This is a genomic window from Rathayibacter sp. VKM Ac-2804, from assembly GCF_009866655.1.
Classification (GTDB): Bacteria; Actinomycetota; Actinomycetes; order Actinomycetales; family Microbacteriaceae; genus Rathayibacter.
This window is the reverse complement of record NZ_CP047420.1, coordinates 2,023,437-2,039,246: the sequence shown is the minus strand read 5'-3', so window position 1 is coordinate 2,039,246 and position 15,810 is coordinate 2,023,437. Positions and strand designations below refer to the sequence as shown.

Genomic DNA, 15,810 nt, shown 5'->3' with positions numbered 1-15,810 from the left:
GTCGTCGTCGGCGGGCTCGGGCGGCGGACGCCGCTCAGGCCTCGTCCCGGCGCACGACCGCGGTGCGCCAGGTGTCGATCAGCACGACCGAGCCGAGCATCACCAGGGCGAGCGCCACCGAGGCGAGGGTGTCGGTGAGCCAGTGGTAGCCGAGGTAGAGGCGGGCGACGACCTGGCCGGCGATCATCCCGAGCGAGAGCGCGAAGCCGCCGATCGCCCAGACCGGCGAGGAGCGGCGCGACGCCAGCAGGAACGTCGTGATCAGGAAGAAGTCGCAGACGCCGGTGACGTGCCCGGACGGGAAGGAGAAGGTGCCGTCCGCCCCGAGGAGCATGTACTCGACGGGCGGCCGCATCCGCTGCACCAGGTGCGCGGCGAGCTGGACGCTGAGCATCCCCGTGATCATCCCGCCGGCGAGCAGGAGCGGCCGCCAGAGGTGCCGGGCGAGCGCGATCCACAGCACGAGCACGCCGAGGATGATGATCGGCAGGAAGACCGGGCCGAAGACCGTGGCCAGCGTGTCCATCACGACGGTCCCCTCGGCGAAGCGCTTCGCCCGGAACCACTCCGAGACCGCGGGGTCGAGCGCGGCCAGTCCCGTGCCCGTCGCCACCTGCACGATCAGCGCGGCGAAGAGCACGAGTCCGACGGCGACCGACCCGCCTCCCGCGCGCATCAGGCGGCGCCGGGCGGGCTCCGTCATCTCCCGCTGCTCGACGAGGAAGCGCTGGTGGAATCGGGCGCGCGGAGACAGGGCGACGGTGCTCATCCGCTCACCCTAGGGGTCGGCGGGCGCCGTGCCGCTCGCTCCCCGCCGCGCCGCCCGGCCGATCGACGGCGCGGACCGCACCCGACGGGTCCGCGCCGTCGGCGGCGAGCCAGAGCACGCCGCGCGAGACGCCGACGCCGGGCACTGGATCGCCGATCCGGTAGCCGACCCGGAACGGGAAGCCCGGACCGCGGTTCCACGGCAGGTCCCCCGGATCGCGATGGTGCTCGACCATCTCCACGATCGTCCAGGTGAGCCCGGGGACCGCGGTGACCGGCGTGTCGACGAGGAGGCGGTCGCCGGGGCGGACGGGCGCCGGGACTCCCCGCCCGGGATCGCGGCGAGGCGTCACGAGATCGCGGCGAGCAGCACCAGCGGATCGCCCTCCATCCAGAGGCAGTCCATCTCGAAGCGGACCACCGAGTACCGCTCCCCCGTCCAGCGCAGCTCGAAGTTCCAGGTGTTGCCCATCAGGGCGTGTCGGGTCGCCGCCGGATCGGCGCCCTCGCCGGGAGCGAAGTGCTGCGCGAGCGCGTACGCCTCGACCGTCGCACCACTCCGCGTCTCCTCGACGAGCACGTTGCCGACGAGGTGCATCGTGTCGAGCGGCCCGACCGCGGCGATCATCGTGTCCAGGACCGTCGGCTTCCCCGACAGGACGGGGAACTCGAGGCCGATCCTCTCGGTGGCCCGGGTCATGTCCACGACGACGTCGTCGCCGAGGATCGCGTCGAGGATGCTCCTGTCCGCTCGGTCCAGTGCTCGGCCCCAGGCGAGGGGCAGCTTCTCGAGCGAGGCGAGGGTGCTGAGTGCGCTGAGCGTGCTGAGTGCGGTGTCCATGGTGTGTCCTTCTGTGCGGGGCGCGCCCGCTGCCGCAGCTGCGGGCGCGTCGGAGTGGCCCGGATCGGAGGATCCGGACGCGCTGAGGACCGCCGCGTCGGCGGCGGTGCGGTGGGAGGGTTCAGAGGTGGCCGGGGCTCCGACCCGCGCCGACGGCCCGGAGGCCGCCGACGGGGTCTCTCACTGGCGGTAGAGCGACTCGATCGCGACCTCGCGGCTCGCGCCGTCGCCGGTCGTCACGGTCACGGTTCCGGACGGACCGGCTCCCAGGTCGTCCGCGACGGGCCACCAGGCCGTCCAGAAGCCGTCCTCGAGGGTGGCGACGATCGGAGCGACCCCGTCCTCGTGCAGGACGACGGACGCGACGCCCGCCCCGGCGAAGCCGAACGCGTAGGCCACCGCGGCGTCGCCGCTGCCGTGGCTGCCCGAGCCGGCGACCTGGACGGCGTCCACCGGCAGCGGTTCCGCGGGAGTCGCCTCGGCCATCTCCCAGAACCCTCCGCCGGAGCCCGCGCTGAGGCAGTAGTAGACGGACTCGCCCTGCCGGAAGAGCATCGAGGCGGCCTCGCCGCGAGCATCGAGGTGCGAGAGCGCGATCGGGCCGGCCTCGGCGTTCACCCCGTCGAGACTCGACTCGCACCACCGGGTCGCCCCGCTGCCGAGCGGCGAGTCAGGGAGGATCCGCTCGGGGACGCCGGTCCAGGAGGCGAGCACCCCGCCGTTCAGACCGGTGGAGCCCGCACCCGGGATCAGCCCGGGGGCCACGACGATGACGGCGGCGGCAGCGGCCGCAGCGAGGAGCAGGGTCGCCGCGCCCGCGACCGCCCAGTCCTTCCGGCGGAAGGACTGGGCGGGCGCCTCCTCGTCGGCGAGGATCTCGGCGAGGAGGGCCTCCCGGCGGGAGACCTCGGCGGTGCTGAGGGCGGTGCGAGGCTCGGCGTCGGCCGAGCGGAGCAGGTCGGGGAGCTGGTCGGTCATCAGAGGGTCCGTTCTGCCGTGCCGGAGAGGAGGGAGGGTTCGGTGGCGGCGAGCAGCGCCGCCAGGCGCCGCTTCGCGCGGGTGAGCCGCATCGCGTAGGCGGCGCGGCTGCAGCCGAGGACCTGGGCGGCGTCGGTCTGCGGGAGGTCCTCCCAGACGTGCAGGGCGAGGGCCTCCTGCTCCCCGAGGGGCAGCCGCTTCCAGGCGCTCTCGAGGTCGAGGCGGTCGTTGATCGACGGATCGGCGCGCTCCTCGGGCGCGAGGGTCCCGATCCGCACGGCGAGCGCCTGCTGCCGGTTCTCACCGCGCGCCGCGTTGAGGATCGCGTTCCGGGCGGTGCCGAACAGCCACGGGCGGGCGTCCTCGGGCAGCTCCTGCCGCCGGCGCCAGGCGGCGAGGAACGTCTCGCCCACGATGTCGTCCACGGTCGCGGCGGGTGCGCGGCGGCGGACGAAGCGGAGGACGTCGTCGTACTGGGCTCGGTACAGCTCGGAGAAGTCGTCGCGGGAGCGGATGCTCATGGTTCCCCTTTCGCGGAGTCACAGGTACATGTCCGGCTGCGGCGATCGTGCAACATCCGATCGTCGCGGATTGCGCGCGAGCACGGGGACACGGCGGTGGGTCGGCTCCGGGCGCGCTCCGCCGCCGGCAACCCCCTGGTCGGCGGTCGCGAGCGCGGGAGATCGTCGAGCCATGACGGCATCGAGCACTCCCACCTCCCGCACGGCGGACGGGTCCGGGCGCGCCCACGGATCGCGCGTGTCCCGGAACGTGTGGTCCGGCGCGCTCTTCGGCCTCGGCCTCGCGGCGTTCGTCGACGAGACCGTGTTCCACCAGCTGCTGCACTGGCACCACTTCTTCGACCTCGGCACGTCGGAGCTCGGGCTCGTCTCGGACGGGATCTTCCACGCCGTGGGCTGGTTCGCGGCGATCGGAGGTCTGTTCCTCTTCGCGGATCTGCGGCGGCGCGGGGCGCTGGAGCCGCTGCGCTGGAGTGGAGCGGTGCTCCTCGGCGCCGGTGCGTTCCAGCTCTACGACGGCACCGTTCAGCACAAGCTGCTCGGTCTGCATCAGATCCGGTACGTCGACGACCTGCTGCCCTACGACCTGGTGTGGAACACCGTCGCCGCAGTGCTGATCCTCGCGGGGGTCGTGCTGCTCGTGCGGGCGAGGACGGCCGCCGCGCGGAGGCGCGAGGCGTCGTGATCCCGTCCGCGCTCGACGGACCGGGCCACGCCCACGGCCACGCCGTCCCCCTCGAGCCGGTCCTGCTCCTGCTCGCGGTCTCGGGCGTGCTCGCCTACGCCGGCGCCGCCGCGGTGTCCCGCCGCCGGGGCCGACCCTGGCCGGTGTACCGCGTCGTGCTGTGGACGGCGGGGATCGCCTGCGCCGCCGCGGCCGTCGTCGGACCTCTCGCCGTCGCTGCGCAGTCGAGCTTCACCGCGCACATGGCCGCCCACCTGCTCGCCGGCATGCTCGCGCCGGTGCTGCTCGTCCTCGCCGCCCCCGTCACCCTGGCCCTGCGGACGCTGAGCACGACCCCCGCCCGGCGCCTGACCCGGCTGCTGCGCAGCGCGCCCGCCCGCGTCCTCGCCCACCCGATCACCGCGACCCTCCTCAGCGCGGGCGGGCTCCAGCTGCTGTACCGCACTCCGCTCCTCGAGACGATGCACGCGGCGCCGCTGCTGCACGTCCTCGTGCACGCGCACCTCCTCCTCGCCGGCTGCCTCTTCACCGCCGCGATCATCGGCGTCGACCCCCGCCCCCATCCGCCCGCTCGCGCGACGCAGGTGGTCGCGGTCGTCCTCGCGACGGCCTCGCACGCGATCCTCGCCAAGCAGCTCTGGGCCCGGCCGCCCGCGTTCCTCGACGCCGCCGACGTGCGGGCGGGCGCGGAGCTGATGTCCACAGCGGGCGGCTGGCTGGAGGCGGTGGTCGTCGTCGTCTTCTGCGCGCAGTGGTACCGGGCGGCGGGTCGGCGCCTCGCGCGCGACGACGCCGGGGCGGTCCGCCGTGGGATCCGGCGCCCCGCCTGATTGTCAAGATCGGATAACCGCCGCCTCGATCGGGGACGATCGAGGAATGGCGACCAGCGGAGCACCCCTCGAGGGCCGGCACGTCCGATTCATCCGCTACACCCGCACCCGCGACGGCTGGACCAGCGAGACCGTGCACGGGCGCCTGGAGGGGCACACTCCGGCGACCTGGCGACTGCGGGTCGTCGACGAGCTGCGCGAGCTGCCCCGGGACGAGTGGGCGCTCTACCGCCCCTGAGGGCGCGCGCAGCGCCGCTGTCAAGATCCTCGATCGCGGCCGCTCCGTCGGACTAGCGTCGTCGACGCCGGACTCGTGCCAGTCGAGGAGGTCGTCCGATGTCCCGCTCCCCCGCCGCGTCGAGCAGACGCACCCGCGCACTCGTCGGTGCGCTCGTCCTGCCCTTGGCCGGATGCGCCGGCCTCGCACCCGGACACGGCGGCGGCCGGTGCCACCGCGGCGGCGTTCGAGGAGGCGCTGGCGGCGGGCGACGGCTCCGCCGCATGCGCGGTGCTGACCCCGCGGGCGGCCGAGGCGGTCGTCGAGGCCGATGCGGCCTCGGCGGCGTGCCCCGACGCGATCCTCGCGCTCGACCTCGACCCGGCCGCCGCGGGCTCCCCCCGCGCCGAGGCCTTCGGCCAGGCCGCCGTGGTCGAGCTGGGCGGCGACACCGTCTTCCTCGCGGCGAGCGGCGACGGCTGGCGCGTGCGCGCCGCGGGATGCACGGCGACCGGCGAGGACCGCCCCTTCGACTGCGCGATCGACGGCTCATGATGCGCGGGGTCTTCCTCGGCTGCCTGACCCTCCTCGGCGCCGGTCTCGTCTTCTTCCTCGCGACGGGGCTGCTGCACCGATGAGCGCCGTGACCCGGGCGCTCGGTTCCGAGCGGCACGCCGGCGCCGGTCGTGGCTTCCTGCGCGAGAACTCGCTGACCCTCGTCTTCGGCGGACTCTTCGTGCTGTCGCTGGCCGGCCAGCCGGCCGCCGGGTTCCTCGTCTACCTCGACGACCTCCGCGTCGCCGGGCTCGAGCCGGTGACGTACGCGCGCTACCTCACGTCGTCGACCTTCGTCGCCGACATCGCCGAGAACTGGCAGTCGGAGTACCTGCAGTTCTTCCTCTACATCGCGGCGACGGTCTGGTTCGTGCAGCGCGGCTCCTCGGAGTCGAAGGCACCCGGCGAGGCGGGCCGCGCCACGGAGCAGGAGCAGCGCATGGGGCCGTGGGCCGAGGAGTCCTCCCCGCGGCCCGCGAAGCTCCCCGGCGGCCTCCGGCGCCGGCTCTACGCGCACTCCCTGCTGATCGTGATGGGGGCGGTCTTCGCCGGCTCCTGGCTCGCGCAGTCGGTCGCCGGGCACGTCGCCTACGACGAGCAGCAGCTCCTGGACCTGTCGGCGCCGGTCTCCTGGGGCGAGTACCTCGCCTCCGCCGACTTCTGGAGCCGCACACTGCAGAACTGGCAGTCCGAGTTCCTCGCGGTGGGCAGCATGGCGGCGCTCTCGGTCTACCTCCGCGAGCGCGGCTCCCCGGAGTCGAAGGCGGTCGGCGCCCCGCACGCCGAGACGGGCGGCGACGAGTGATGCGCTGCTCGGCGCCGCCGTCCCCCGCGCGCCGCTTCAGCGGCCGAGCGTGCTGCTCGGGTACTCGCCGAAGCGCGAGGCGTACGCGGCCGAGAAGCGGCCGAGATGCCCGAAGCCCCAGCGGCGCGCCGTGAGGGCGACGCTCGAGCGCGCCGGGTCGCCGAGGCGCAGGTCCGCGTGCACCCGGTCGAGGCGGACGTCCCGGACGTACTGCAGCGGCGTCGTGCCGAGCAGGCGCTGGAACGCGACCTGTAGCCCGCGGACGCTGAGGTGCGCGGCCGCGGCGATCTCGATCGGTCCGATCGGCAGATGAGCGTTCTCGTGCACGAACTCGACCGCGGATCGGACGCTCCCGTTGCGGGGCGCGAGCAGCACCTCCGGCAGAGCGGCCCCCTCGGGCGGGTACAGCTCGAGGAACGCGGTGGCCGAGCGACGAGTCAGCCGGTCCCAGAGCAGCGGCGTGACGCGGCCGGTGCGGACGGCCGTCGAGATCTCGCCGATCACGGCGTGCCACTGGGCCGACGCCGCCGCACCGTGGCGGTGCAGGTGGTCGAAGCGGAGACCGCCGGTGCGGCGGTAGCCGAGCTCCCGTGCGCTGCGGTCGACGTGCTGTCGGCTCAGGTGCACGAGCTTCTGGTCGTAGTCGGCGTAGGAGAAGACGAACGGGCGGTGGGCGGGATTCAGCAGCGGGACCCCGCGGGTCATCGGCATCGCGTCGCGGTGGACGTCGACCGTCGCCCTGCCCTCGACCAGCCACTGCACGACGTAGTCGCCGCCGGCCGGGTCCTCGCCGGTGGTCGACCCGCGCATCTGCGAGGTGCGCAGCGTCATCACCGGGTCCCCCAGTGCCGCGTAGCGGAACGAGAACGGCTGCTCCGTGGACTGCACCGTCCAGCCCGTCCCCGCATAGAAGCCGCCGAGGACCTCGGAGGCGCGCTCCAGGTCGGCGCCGACCGCCTCGATGCGGATGCTCCCCCGATCCTCGAGCGCCGTGCCGGACGCCGGATCAGTCGTCATGCCGCGCTCTCGTGCGCTGCTCCGCCACCGCCGCCCCCCGCCCGTCCCGATCCGCGATGTCCTCCGCCCGGAGCGGCCTCGCCGTGCGCGAGGTGTGCGCTCAGGTGTGCGCTCAGCGGACACCCGAGCAGGAAGGGGATCCCGACAAGAAAGTTACCGTGTCTGCGACGAGACGACACTCCGACCACGCCCCAGACCCCGGCAGACAGGACGACCAGCATGGGCCACCTCCACGACCGGCCCGCTCCGACGAGGATCGATGCGCCGGAGGGGGTGCTCGTGGACCGTCGTATCGACCCCGCTCGCCGGATCGCACCTCCAGCCGAGCCCCGGGACGTCCCGCCGCTGCACGGCACGCCGCGCCGGCACGTCGCCCCGGCCCGGCGCACCCGCTTCCGGCAAGCCCTTTCCCTTTCTGTCACCGCTTCGGTGACACTGGAGGGGATGCAGCCACCTCCCCCGACCCCCACGAGCCGCCGCTGGGCGAGCGGCACCGTCCCTCCTCACGGGATCGCCCTCCGGCGCCGCCGACCCGCCGGTCGGCGGATCGCACCCGACGAGCCGTCCGGAGCCCTCGAGAACGGCGGACTCGGTGCCTGAGGATTCCGTCGACGGCGTGTTCGTCGCCTGGGTGGAGTCCCTGCCCGACGTCACGGACGAGGAGGCGGCCGTCCTCCAGGCCGTCGGCTTCCTGAGCGCGAGCCTGCGGATCTCCGCCGACCTCGCCTTCGTCACGCTGCGCGCCGAGGCGGACGCGTCCGGTCTCGGCCTGCCGACCGTGGCCCGCGAGGTGCTCGGCCACCAGCGCAGCATCGTCGCTCCCCGCTCCGAGGGGTGCCCCTGCAGCTGAGGGCGACCTGCCGGGCGCCGCTGCCGGCCCGCGGATGCTCGTCGCGCTACCAGCGCAGCACGCCGTCCCGGTTGCTCACGGTGCCCGTCGGTCCGTCCGCGGCCAGGGTGGCCAGCCGGACGATCGCGTCGGTCCCCGCCGTGACGTCGTGCTGGCCGGCTCCTCCGTTGAGATCGGTGCGGGTGTAGCCCGGGTCGGCGGCGTTCACCCGCATCGTGGGGAGCGCGTCCGCGTACTTCAGCGTCAGCATGGTCAGAGCCGTCTTCGACACCGCGTAGACCGGCGGCACCACCCGCCAGTCGGAGTAGTCGTGCTCGATCGTGTCCTGGAACGAGCCGACGCCGGAGGAGACGGTGACGATGCGGGCGTTCTCCGACCGGCGCAGCAGTGGCACGAAGGCGTTGGTGACCCGGATCACGCCGAGCACGTTCGTCGCGAAGACCGCCTCGACGTCACCGAGCGAGGCCTCCTCCAGCGGGGCGAACGCGCCGGTGACTCCCGCGTTGTCGATCAGGACGTCGAGGCGCCCGTACTGGGAGCGGACGAGATCCGCGGCGGCGTCGACGCTGACCTGGTCAGTGACGTCGAGCGGGACGAAGACGCCGCCGAGCTCGCCGGCGGCGGCACGGCCCCGCTCCGGATCGCGGGCGGCGAGGAGGACGGTGTGGCCGGCGTCGATCAGTCGGCGGGCCGTCTCGCGGCCGATGCCCTTGTTCGCTCCGGTGATGAGGGTGATGTCTGTCATGCCGTCCACGCTCCTCCGTCGCGACGCAGCGAGGAAGGCGACGCTCGACCCTGGGACCGCCGGCACCACCCTCGCGGACTCCGCCCGTGCGGTTGACTGGGAGCATGACGATCGAGCAGCAGGAGCGGGACCGCTCGGCGGGCTTCTCCGCGCTGCTGCGCGAGTGGCGGGACCGCAGCGCACCCGGCGCCCGCGCGCCGGCCGAGCGCTCGCGCCGGTCGCCGGGTCTGCGCCGCGAGGAGCTGGCGGCCCTCGCGGGCATCTCCGTCGACTACCTCGTGCAGCTCGAGCAGGGCCGGTCCTCGAGCCCCTCGCCCACGGTGGTCGCCGCCCTCGTGCGCGCCCTGCGGCTCGGCTCTTCCGAGTCGGCCGTCCTGTACCGCGCCGCCGGCCTGGCCGCGCCGGCGTCAGCGGTCGATCGCTCGGTCCCGCCGAGGGTCCAGCGGCTGGTCGACCGCCTGCCGCAGCTGCCCGTCGCCGTGTACGCCGCCGACTGGTGGCTGCTCGAGTGGAACTCCGCGTGGTCCGCGCTGATGGGCGATCCGATGGAGCTGCCCGGACGCGGAAGCAATCAGGTCTGGTTCGAGTTCACCCGCGACACGTCGCCGGTGTGGGTGGATGCGGAGCAGCGCGAGCAGTACCGGGACGCCCTCGTCGGCGATCTGCGCGTCGCCTCGGTCGAGCATCGCGAGGACGCCGAGCTCGAGGAGCTCGTGCAGGACCTCCTGTCGCGCAGCACCGATTTCGCGCAGCGCTGGCGGACCGCCCGTCCCGTCGAGTACCGGGGTGCCACCAAGCGGCTCGAGCACCCGTCGGCCGGCACGATGACCCTCGACGGCGACGTCCTCCGCCCCGCCGCCTCCACCCTGCGCCTCGTCCTCTACTCCGCCGCCCCCGGCTCCCCCGACGCGACCCGCCTCTCCGCCCTGCTCGCCGCGGAGTCCCCCGCGCCGGGACAGACCCGCGGTGCGGCCGTCTAGACCCTCCGTTCCCCGCAGAGGACGGCCTCCACCCCGATCGAAGGCGCATCTCGAAGCGCCCCTCCGGGGCACCCGCCCAGCGAGAGAGCTCAGGACGCGACCTCCGACGCGGAGCCCCTCGCGGGTGGAGCAGCTCGCACGGCGGCCCGTTCAGCCCCGGGTCTCGCCGAGTCGATCGCCCTCGCCCGGACAGAGGAGGTGGTCTCGATGCGCCTCTCCGGGGCCACTCGTCCAGCAAGGGGGCGCGACGTCGCAGCGGGCCCGAGTCGGCATGCCAGCAGTTGCGCCGAGGGACAGCGACTCCCGAGCCCACCGCCTCCGAACCACCCGAGTCCCCGAAGGCGATCACCGAGACCCGCGTGCCGGCGTTCCTCGCGAGTCGGACGCAGGACGCTCTGCGGTCCGCGACCCTGCGACCGGCCGACCGCGGCGGGAGGAGCGCTCGCGCTCCTCCCGCACTTCAGTACAGCAGCCCCGTCAGGCGCGCCCGCGCCTTGTTCACGCGCGGGTCGGTCGTGCCGACGATCTCGAAGAGCTCGAGCAGGCGGGCGCGGACGCTCGCCTTGCCGTCGGCTTCGAGGCGCGGGTACATCGAGAGGAGGCGGTCGAAGGCGTCCTCCACGTGTCCGCCGGAGACGTCGAGGTCGGCGACGGCGAGCTGCGCGTCGAGGTTCGCGGGCTCGGCGGCCGCGGTCGAGCGGATGTCGTCGAGGGTGCGCCCCTGCAGGCGCTGGAGCAGCCTGACCTGGGCGAGTCCGGCGACGGCGAGGTCGTCGCGCGGGTTCTGCGCGATGGCGGTCTCGTACTCGGTGATCGCGGCGGAGTAGTCGCCGCGGTCGATCGCGTCGTACGCCTCCTGGTGGTGCGGGGGCAGCGGCTCCGGCGCGGGCTCGGCGCCCGGCTCGGCACCGGCGGCCGGGTCGACCGGGACGGTGCCGGTGACGCCCTGCTGCGCGGCGAGCTGCAGCACCTGCTCGAGCAGGTCGCGCAGCTGCTCCTCGGTGATCAGGCCGTTGAACATCGGCACCGGGCGGCCGGCGATGACGGCGGCGATCGTCGGGACCGACTGCACCTGGAAGGCCTGCGCGAGCTGCGGGCTCGACTCGACGTCGACTCCGACCAGCACGAGCGCGCCCGCGTAGGAGATGACGACCTTCTCGAGCAGAGCGGTCATGCTCAGGCTCTGGTCGGACCACGAGCCGCGCAGGTCCACGATCACGGGGACGCGCGAGGACAGCTGGACGACCTGGTCGAACTCGGCGTCGCCGGCCGACAGCAGCAGCGGGTTGGTGACGGGCGGCCCCTGGGGTGCGTCCGCACCGCCGGCCGCTGCGGCGGGCGCTGACGGCGGGGTGCGCCGGTTGACGAGGGTGGACAGGTCGACGGCGCCGCGGAGGTTTCCGGGCAGCGGGGGCAGGGGGGTGCTCACGGCAGCTGCACCACCGAGACGAGTCCTTGGCTCCATCCGAGCATGACGATCTTCTCCTCCGATCCGACGGGCGGTACGTAGAACAGCAACTGATAACCGTAGGTGGTCGCGATGCCCGTGGTCGACTTGTCGATGCCGAGCAGGGTCTGCGAGGCGCCGGACGTCGAGACGGTCGAGCCCTCGGCGGTCGGGCGGACCGTCGCGGTCTCGGCGATGCTCGCGGCGACCAGCGCGCCCGAGTCGTTCGTCGCGAGGGCGATGGTGGGCGAGGTGCCGGCCGCGTTGGTGAACTCGATCGACGCGGTGTCCGGCAGGGCCGCGCGATCCGCGTTCTTCTTGTCGACGCCCACCTGGCCGCGCAGGGTGTCGCCGTCGCCCGAGAAGGTGCCGGCGTACTGGCTGGCGTCGCCGTTCGCGAGGATGTCGGCGTACGCCGTGCCGACGTTCTCCGGCGCCAGGGTCATCAGCTTCGAGTCGGGGGCGACGATCGAGGTGCCGACGGTGACCGGGGCGACGTCGGGGATCCGCGCGTTGGCCTCGAGCGAGATCGCGTAGTCGACCTTGTAGTCGACGCGCGGGCTGGCCTGGCTCATCATCAGCGCGATCGGCGCCTGGGTCGCGTCGGCGGTGTTCTGCACGACGGCCGTGACCAGCCGCGGCCAGCTGTCGGTGTCCTGCGGCAGCACGAGGCTCACCGGGGACGCCGGGATCGCCTGGGGCGCGTCGATCGTGCCGCCCTTGGTGAGGACCTCGTAATTGGTGGTGCGCTCGGTGAGCGCCTCGCCCTGGAAGCGCTCGGCGAGGATGTTCGCGTCGCGGGCCGCGTCGGCCGCGGCGGCGACCTCGGACACCGAGGCCACGATCGCCTCGGCCTGCTGCGTGGTCACCACCGGAGTGGGCTCGGCCGCGACGGGCTCGGCACCCGCGGTCGCGGTGGCCGAGGCGGTCGGCGTCTCGGACGCGCCCGCAGCGAGATCGGGCCAGTAGTCGGAGCTGCAGCCGGCGAGCAGCAGGGTCACGCCCAGTGCGATCGGGAGCACGAGGAGCCGGCGTCGGCGCGACGGCCGGTCCGAGGCGATCGAGGACTGGATGCCGGCGCGGGCCCGGGGCAGGCGGGCGCCGCGCGGGACCTTGCCCTGCGGGCCCTTGCGCCGGGGGCCGTGCTGGCGGCGCAGGTGCAGGAACGCCCAGATGTAGAGGACGAGGCCGATCAGGAGGAAGAGGGCGCCGCCGGCCAGCAGCGGCCCGGCCCACGGCGTGGCCGTGTCGACCGGCCAGCTCACGCGGATGTCGCTCGCGGCCGGCGCGGTCCCGTCGGTCGCGACGAGGAGCGAGACGTCCTCGGGCAGGTCGAGCGCGACGGTGATGCTGCCGGAGCCCTCGAACTGCTCGAGCCAGAGGTCGGAGCCGCGGGGATCGACGACGGCGGCGTCCGCGTCGGCGACGTCGGACGCGAGGGCCGGCGCCGTCCCGGTCTCCTGCTCGGCGCGCAGGGAGTCGGCGCCGTCCTCGCTCGTCGCGTAGTCGATGCGGTCGTAGTCGGAGCCGCCGACCCAGCCCATCACGTCGGTCGTCGGCGCGTACGCCATCACGAGGTCGCCCTCGCCCTCGACGGTGATCGTCTGCCGACCCGGGTTGGCACCGAGCGTGCTGCCGTCGATGACGGCGTACGGTGCGTCGGACTCGAGCGCGGTCTGCGCGGTGAGCGACTCCGGTGGAGCCCACACCGTCCGCTGGCCGATGCCGAGCGCGATGAGCGCCGCGGCGATGACGGTGGCGATGATGGCGAAGACGAACCGCACGAAAGAACTCCTCCTGCGTTGCCGGATCGGGGGTGACGGCCCGGGACGGCTCCGGTGACGGCCGGACCGGGGCGCGACGGCAACAGACAAAGACAGTCCAGGTTAGCGGATGGCTTCCGCCGAACCCAGGGATCGGCCGAGAGCCCCGATCGCCGAGCGCGCGGTGCGGGTGTCGGCCCGGGCCCGGAGGCACCCGCTGACTAAACTCCCTGGAGTGCCGCGACCCCACCGCGGCCGTGTTCCGGAGGAGACGACGTGGCAAGCGACGAGGCCGAATTCACCCAGGTGTTCCGTGGTTACGACCGGGACGAGGTCGATAAGGCGATCCAGGGTCTGCGCCGCGAGCTCATCCACGCCAACACCCAGGCCGCCGAGAGCGGTCGCGAGTCCAAGCGCCTCGCCTCCCGCATCGACGGGCTGGAGAAGGAGCTGCAGCAGGTCGGCGCGCCCACCTACGCGGGCCTCGGCGCGAAGCTCGAGCACACCCTGCGCGTGGCGGAGGAGCAGTCGGAGCGCATCATCGCGCAGGCCGAGAACGACGCCTCCGCGCTGCGCCGCTCCACCCGCGACGACCGCGACGGACTGCTGAAGGACGCCCGCGACGAGGCCGAGCGCCTCGTCACGGAGGCCCGCCGCCGCGCCGACCGCACCCGCGAGGAGTCGGAGGCCCAGGCCGCCGCGACGCTCGGCAAGGCCGCCGACGACCGCGATGTGATGACGCAGGACGCCGTCCGCGAGGCCGCCGCCATCCGCGGCACCGTCGCCACCGAGGCCGCCGAGACCCGCGCGACCGCCAAGCGCGAGGCCGCCGCCATCCGCTCGGAGGCGGGCCGCGAGGCCGCGGAGATGCGCGCCGTCGCCGCCCGCGAGGTCGAGGTCGCCCGCGCCGAGGCCGCCCGCCTGGCGCAGAGCAACGAGCTGCTGCGCGCCGAGGTCGCCTCCGAGGTCGACCGCCTGCGCGCCGCGGTGACCGCCGAGGTCGCCGAGGCGCGCGCCGCCGTCGAGGCCGAGGTGCTGGCCGCCCGCGCCGACCTCGAGGCCGAGATCCTCTCCGGCCGCGCCGACCTGGCCGCGGAGCTCGCCACCGGCCGCGCCGAGGGAGCCCGCGAGCTCGCCGATCTGCGCACCGAGCTCGCCCGCGACCGGGCGGAGGCCGTCGCCCTCCTCGACGCCGAGCTCGCCGCGCTGCGCTCCGCTGCGTCCGACGAGGCCGCCGCGCTCTCGCGCGAGGTCGAGCAGGCCCGGATCGACCTCGTCGTCGAGCTCGCCGCCCGCCGCGAGGAGGCGGACCGCGACTACCTGCTCCGCCACCAGGAGGCGGTCGCGCAGACGCAGCGCTACCTCGACGAGTCGAACCTCCAGCTCGCCGACGCGATCCGCCGCGCGAACGACAAGCGGCTCGAGGCCGACGCGCTCCGCAGCGACGCCCTCGACGACGTCACGCGTCTGCGCCGCGAGGCGCAGGACGAGTCGGACGCGCTGCTCGACTCCGCCCGCGACCGCGCCCGCGAGATGATCGCCGACGCCGAGCGCCGGACCCGCGAGCTGCAGAACACGGCCGAGTCCCGCCTCGACGAGATCCGCACCGAGCGCGACGCGATCGCCGGCTACGTCACCGGACTGCGCGGCCTGATCGGGCACATCGACGGCCTGTCGGACGACTCCGGCGACTCGGACGACGACGACGCGAAGGACGACGGCGGCTCGAAGCGCCGCTGACCGGCGCGGGCGGGCTCAGCCGAGCTCGCCCGTCCACTGCGTCGGCAGCGGCGACGACTCCGGCGCCACCACCCGGACGATCTCGTCGAGCACGCGGCGCGTCTGCGCCTCGCCGACCCAGAGGTGCTTGCCGCCTTCGACGGCGACCAGCTCGAGCTGCGGGACCGCCGCGAACCGCTCGGCGGCCGCCTCCGGCCGCAGGTAGTCGTCGAACTCGGGGATCAGCGCGACCAGCGGGCGGCCGTCCTCGCCCCAGGCCGCGACCTCGTCGTCCGTGGCCCGGTGCAGCGGCGGCGAGAGCAGGATCGCCCCGTCGACCGGGTGCTCCCTCCCCCACTTCAGCGCCAGCTCGGTGCCGAAGGACCAGCCGACCAGCCAGGGGTGCGGCAGCCCGCGCTCGGCCACCAGCGCCATCGCCGCGGCGACGTCGGCCCGCTCGGCGGCACCGCCGTCGAAGGCGCCCTCGCTCGTCCCCCGCGGCGAGCTCGTGCCGCGGGTGTTGAAGCGCAGCACGGCGAGGCCGGCCAGGGCGGGCAGCCGGGCAGCGGCCTTCCGCAGGATGTGCGAGTCCATGAAGCCGCCGTGGGTCGGCAGCGGGTGCAGGGTCACCAGCGTGGCGACCGGCTCGCGGTCGAGCGGCAGAGCCAGCTCGCCGACGAGGGTCAGCCCGTCGGAGGTGCGCAGCTCGACGTCCTCGCGCCGGGCGGGGAGGACGACGCCTCCGCGGATCTCGTGCGTCATCGTGCTCCTTCGATCCGCCAGCAGTGGGTGTGCCAGTGGCGACGGCCGGCGAGATCCGCGGCGTCGCCGAGTGCTCCGTCGCCGCGCCACACGACGACGTGCGCGAGGCCGATGTCGATCGTCTGACCGCAGCCCGGGCAGAGGTAGTTCTTCACGGCGCGCGACGAGGAGACGGGCTGGACGGTCCACTCCCGGCCGCGGCGCGTCTCGGTGCGGCGCCAGCCGGCGAGCATCTGCGAGAGGTCGCGCTGCTCGTCGTCGTCCTCGCGCCCGCGTCCGCGGGGTCGATTGCTGCGCGGCATGGCTCCAGTCTAGGAGCCGCCGCGC

General features: G+C 74.3%; 19 protein-coding genes. 8 read left to right on the top strand and 11 right to left on the bottom strand.

Features of this window, described 5'->3' with window-relative positions; all coding sequences use genetic code 11:
- Positions 1 to 34: 34 nt before the first annotated feature.
- The 5 genes from GTU73_RS09665 to GTU73_RS09645 all read right to left on the bottom strand — a co-directional run bounded on the left by GTU73_RS09665 (position 35) and on the right by GTU73_RS09645 (position 3,108).
- Positions 35 to 769, bottom strand: coding sequence for a phosphatase PAP2 family protein (locus GTU73_RS09665; protein ID WP_160088979.1), 735 nt, complete (start codon positions 767 to 769; stop codon positions 35 to 37).
- Between the two features lie 4 nt (positions 770 to 773).
- Complete coding sequence (locus GTU73_RS09660) at positions 774 to 1,121, bottom strand: hypothetical protein (RefSeq protein ID WP_160088977.1); 348 nt, start codon at positions 1,119 to 1,121, stop codon at positions 774 to 776.
- A complete protein-coding gene (locus GTU73_RS09655) occupies positions 1,118 to 1,609 on the bottom strand; it encodes a nuclear transport factor 2 family protein (protein ID WP_160088975.1) in 492 nt (163 codons plus the stop codon). The genes GTU73_RS09660 and GTU73_RS09655 overlap by 4 nt, the downstream gene beginning before the upstream one ends.
- 180 nt (positions 1,610 to 1,789) lie before the next feature.
- Positions 1,790 to 2,587 (bottom strand): hypothetical protein, encoded by a 798-nt coding sequence (locus GTU73_RS09650; protein ID WP_160088973.1) that lies wholly within the window; start codon positions 2,585 to 2,587, stop codon positions 1,790 to 1,792.
- On the bottom strand, positions 2,587 to 3,108 hold the full coding sequence (locus GTU73_RS09645; protein ID WP_160088971.1) for an RNA polymerase sigma factor: 522 nt from the start codon (positions 3,106 to 3,108) through the stop codon (positions 2,587 to 2,589). Before GTU73_RS09645 ends, GTU73_RS09650 begins: the two co-directional genes overlap by 1 nt.
- A gap of 238 nt (positions 3,109 to 3,346) precedes the next feature.
- Between GTU73_RS09645 and GTU73_RS09640 the strand changes: the two genes are divergently transcribed.
- From GTU73_RS09640 to GTU73_RS09620, 5 genes are all read left to right on the top strand, one after another.
- Complete coding sequence (locus GTU73_RS09640) at positions 3,347 to 3,793, top strand: DUF2243 domain-containing protein (protein ID WP_347877755.1); 447 nt, start codon at positions 3,347 to 3,349, stop codon at positions 3,791 to 3,793.
- Entirely contained in the window at positions 3,790 to 4,623 is an 834-nt protein-coding gene (locus GTU73_RS09635) for a cytochrome c oxidase assembly protein (RefSeq protein WP_160088967.1), read from the top strand. Before GTU73_RS09640 ends, GTU73_RS09635 begins: the two co-directional genes overlap by 4 nt.
- A 46-nt stretch (positions 4,624 to 4,669) precedes the next feature.
- Positions 4,670 to 4,861 (top strand): hypothetical protein, encoded by a 192-nt coding sequence (locus tag GTU73_RS09630; protein ID WP_160088965.1) that lies wholly within the window; start codon positions 4,670 to 4,672, stop codon positions 4,859 to 4,861.
- 147 nt (positions 4,862 to 5,008) lie between these two features.
- Entirely contained in the window at positions 5,009 to 5,395 is a 387-nt protein-coding gene (locus GTU73_RS09625) for a hypothetical protein (protein WP_160088963.1), read from the top strand.
- 79 nt (positions 5,396 to 5,474) lie between these two features.
- The gene (locus tag GTU73_RS09620) at positions 5,475 to 6,200 is read left to right on the top strand and encodes a DUF6766 family protein (protein ID WP_160088961.1); all 726 of its coding nucleotides are present in this window, start codon (positions 5,475 to 5,477) and stop codon (positions 6,198 to 6,200) included.
- A gap of 36 nt (positions 6,201 to 6,236) precedes the next feature.
- Here GTU73_RS09620 and GTU73_RS09615 read toward each other — a convergent pair whose 3' ends face one another.
- Positions 6,237 to 7,217: a helix-turn-helix transcriptional regulator gene (locus tag GTU73_RS09615; protein ID WP_160088959.1), complete on the bottom strand. Its 981-nt coding sequence runs from the start codon at positions 7,215 to 7,217 to the stop codon at positions 6,237 to 6,239.
- Between the two features lie 592 nt (positions 7,218 to 7,809).
- On the opposite strand from GTU73_RS09615, the gene GTU73_RS09610 reads away from it, so the two are divergent.
- Positions 7,810 to 8,067 carry an ANTAR domain-containing protein gene (locus GTU73_RS09610; protein ID WP_160088957.1) on the top strand — a complete coding sequence of 86 codons (258 nt, stop codon included), beginning with the start codon at positions 7,810 to 7,812 and terminating at the stop codon, positions 8,065 to 8,067.
- Positions 8,068 to 8,113: 46 nt separating this feature from the next.
- Here GTU73_RS09610 and GTU73_RS09605 read toward each other — a convergent pair whose 3' ends face one another.
- Positions 8,114 to 8,812, bottom strand: a complete 699-nt coding sequence (locus tag GTU73_RS09605) for an SDR family NAD(P)-dependent oxidoreductase (protein WP_160088955.1) — start codon at positions 8,810 to 8,812, stop codon at positions 8,114 to 8,116.
- Positions 8,813 to 8,916: 104 nt separating this feature from the next.
- On the opposite strand from GTU73_RS09605, the gene GTU73_RS09600 reads away from it, so the two are divergent.
- The gene (locus GTU73_RS09600) at positions 8,917 to 9,792 is read left to right on the top strand and encodes a helix-turn-helix transcriptional regulator (protein ID WP_160088953.1); all 876 of its coding nucleotides are present in this window, start codon (positions 8,917 to 8,919) and stop codon (positions 9,790 to 9,792) included.
- 460 nt (positions 9,793 to 10,252) lie between these two features.
- Here the strand turns inward: GTU73_RS09600 and GTU73_RS09595 are convergent, their stop codons facing one another.
- Entirely contained in the window at positions 10,253 to 11,221 is a 969-nt protein-coding gene (locus tag GTU73_RS09595) for a tetratricopeptide repeat protein (protein ID WP_244231836.1), read from the bottom strand.
- Positions 11,218 to 13,023, bottom strand: a complete 1,806-nt coding sequence (locus tag GTU73_RS09590; RefSeq protein WP_160088949.1) for a hypothetical protein — start codon at positions 13,021 to 13,023, stop codon at positions 11,218 to 11,220. The genes GTU73_RS09595 and GTU73_RS09590 overlap by 4 nt, the downstream gene beginning before the upstream one ends.
- A gap of 255 nt (positions 13,024 to 13,278) precedes the next feature.
- Here GTU73_RS09590 and GTU73_RS09585 point away from each other — a divergent pair, with 255 nt between their 5' ends.
- Complete coding sequence (locus GTU73_RS09585) at positions 13,279 to 14,742, top strand: DivIVA domain-containing protein (RefSeq protein WP_160088947.1); 1,464 nt, start codon at positions 13,279 to 13,281, stop codon at positions 14,740 to 14,742.
- 15 nt (positions 14,743 to 14,757) lie between these two features.
- Here the strand turns inward: GTU73_RS09585 and GTU73_RS09580 are convergent, their stop codons facing one another.
- Both GTU73_RS09580 and GTU73_RS09575 read right to left on the bottom strand, forming a co-directional pair.
- A complete protein-coding gene (locus GTU73_RS09580; RefSeq protein ID WP_160088945.1) occupies positions 14,758 to 15,483 on the bottom strand; it encodes an alpha/beta fold hydrolase in 726 nt (241 codons plus the stop codon).
- Complete coding sequence (locus GTU73_RS09575) at positions 15,480 to 15,785, bottom strand: hypothetical protein (protein WP_160088943.1); 306 nt, start codon at positions 15,783 to 15,785, stop codon at positions 15,480 to 15,482. The genes GTU73_RS09580 and GTU73_RS09575 overlap by 4 nt, the downstream gene beginning before the upstream one ends.
- Positions 15,786 to 15,810: the final 25 nt, after the last annotated feature.

What these genes read in the sequence shown, in the direction of transcription:
- GTU73_RS09665 (WP_160088979.1), bottom strand. Translation starts at nt 769, where the DNA reads ATGAGCACCGTCGCCCTGTCTCCGCGCGCCCGATTCCACCAGCGCTTC.
- GTU73_RS09655 (WP_160088975.1), bottom strand. Translation starts at nt 1,609, where the DNA reads ATGGACACCGCACTCAGCACGCTCAGCGCACTCAGCACCCTCGCCTCG.
- GTU73_RS09650 (WP_160088973.1), bottom strand. Translation starts at nt 2,587, where the DNA reads ATGACCGACCAGCTCCCCGACCTGCTCCGCTCGGCCGACGCCGAGCCT.
- GTU73_RS09645 (WP_160088971.1), bottom strand. Translation starts at nt 3,108, where the DNA reads ATGAGCATCCGCTCCCGCGACGACTTCTCCGAGCTGTACCGAGCCCAG.
- GTU73_RS09630 (WP_160088965.1), top strand. Translation starts at nt 4,670, where the DNA reads ATGGCGACCAGCGGAGCACCCCTCGAGGGCCGGCACGTCCGATTCATC.
- GTU73_RS09620 (WP_160088961.1), top strand. Translation starts at nt 5,475, where the DNA reads ATGAGCGCCGTGACCCGGGCGCTCGGTTCCGAGCGGCACGCCGGCGCC.
- GTU73_RS09615 (WP_160088959.1), bottom strand. Translation starts at nt 7,217, where the DNA reads ATGACGACTGATCCGGCGTCCGGCACGGCGCTCGAGGATCGGGGGAGC.
- GTU73_RS09605 (WP_160088955.1), bottom strand. Translation starts at nt 8,812, where the DNA reads ATGACAGACATCACCCTCATCACCGGAGCGAACAAGGGCATCGGCCGC.
- GTU73_RS09600 (WP_160088953.1), top strand. Translation starts at nt 8,917, where the DNA reads ATGACGATCGAGCAGCAGGAGCGGGACCGCTCGGCGGGCTTCTCCGCG.
- GTU73_RS09580 (WP_160088945.1), bottom strand. Translation starts at nt 15,483, where the DNA reads ATGACGCACGAGATCCGCGGAGGCGTCGTCCTCCCCGCCCGGCGCGAG.
- GTU73_RS09575 (WP_160088943.1), bottom strand. Translation starts at nt 15,785, where the DNA reads ATGCCGCGCAGCAATCGACCCCGCGGACGCGGGCGCGAGGACGACGAC.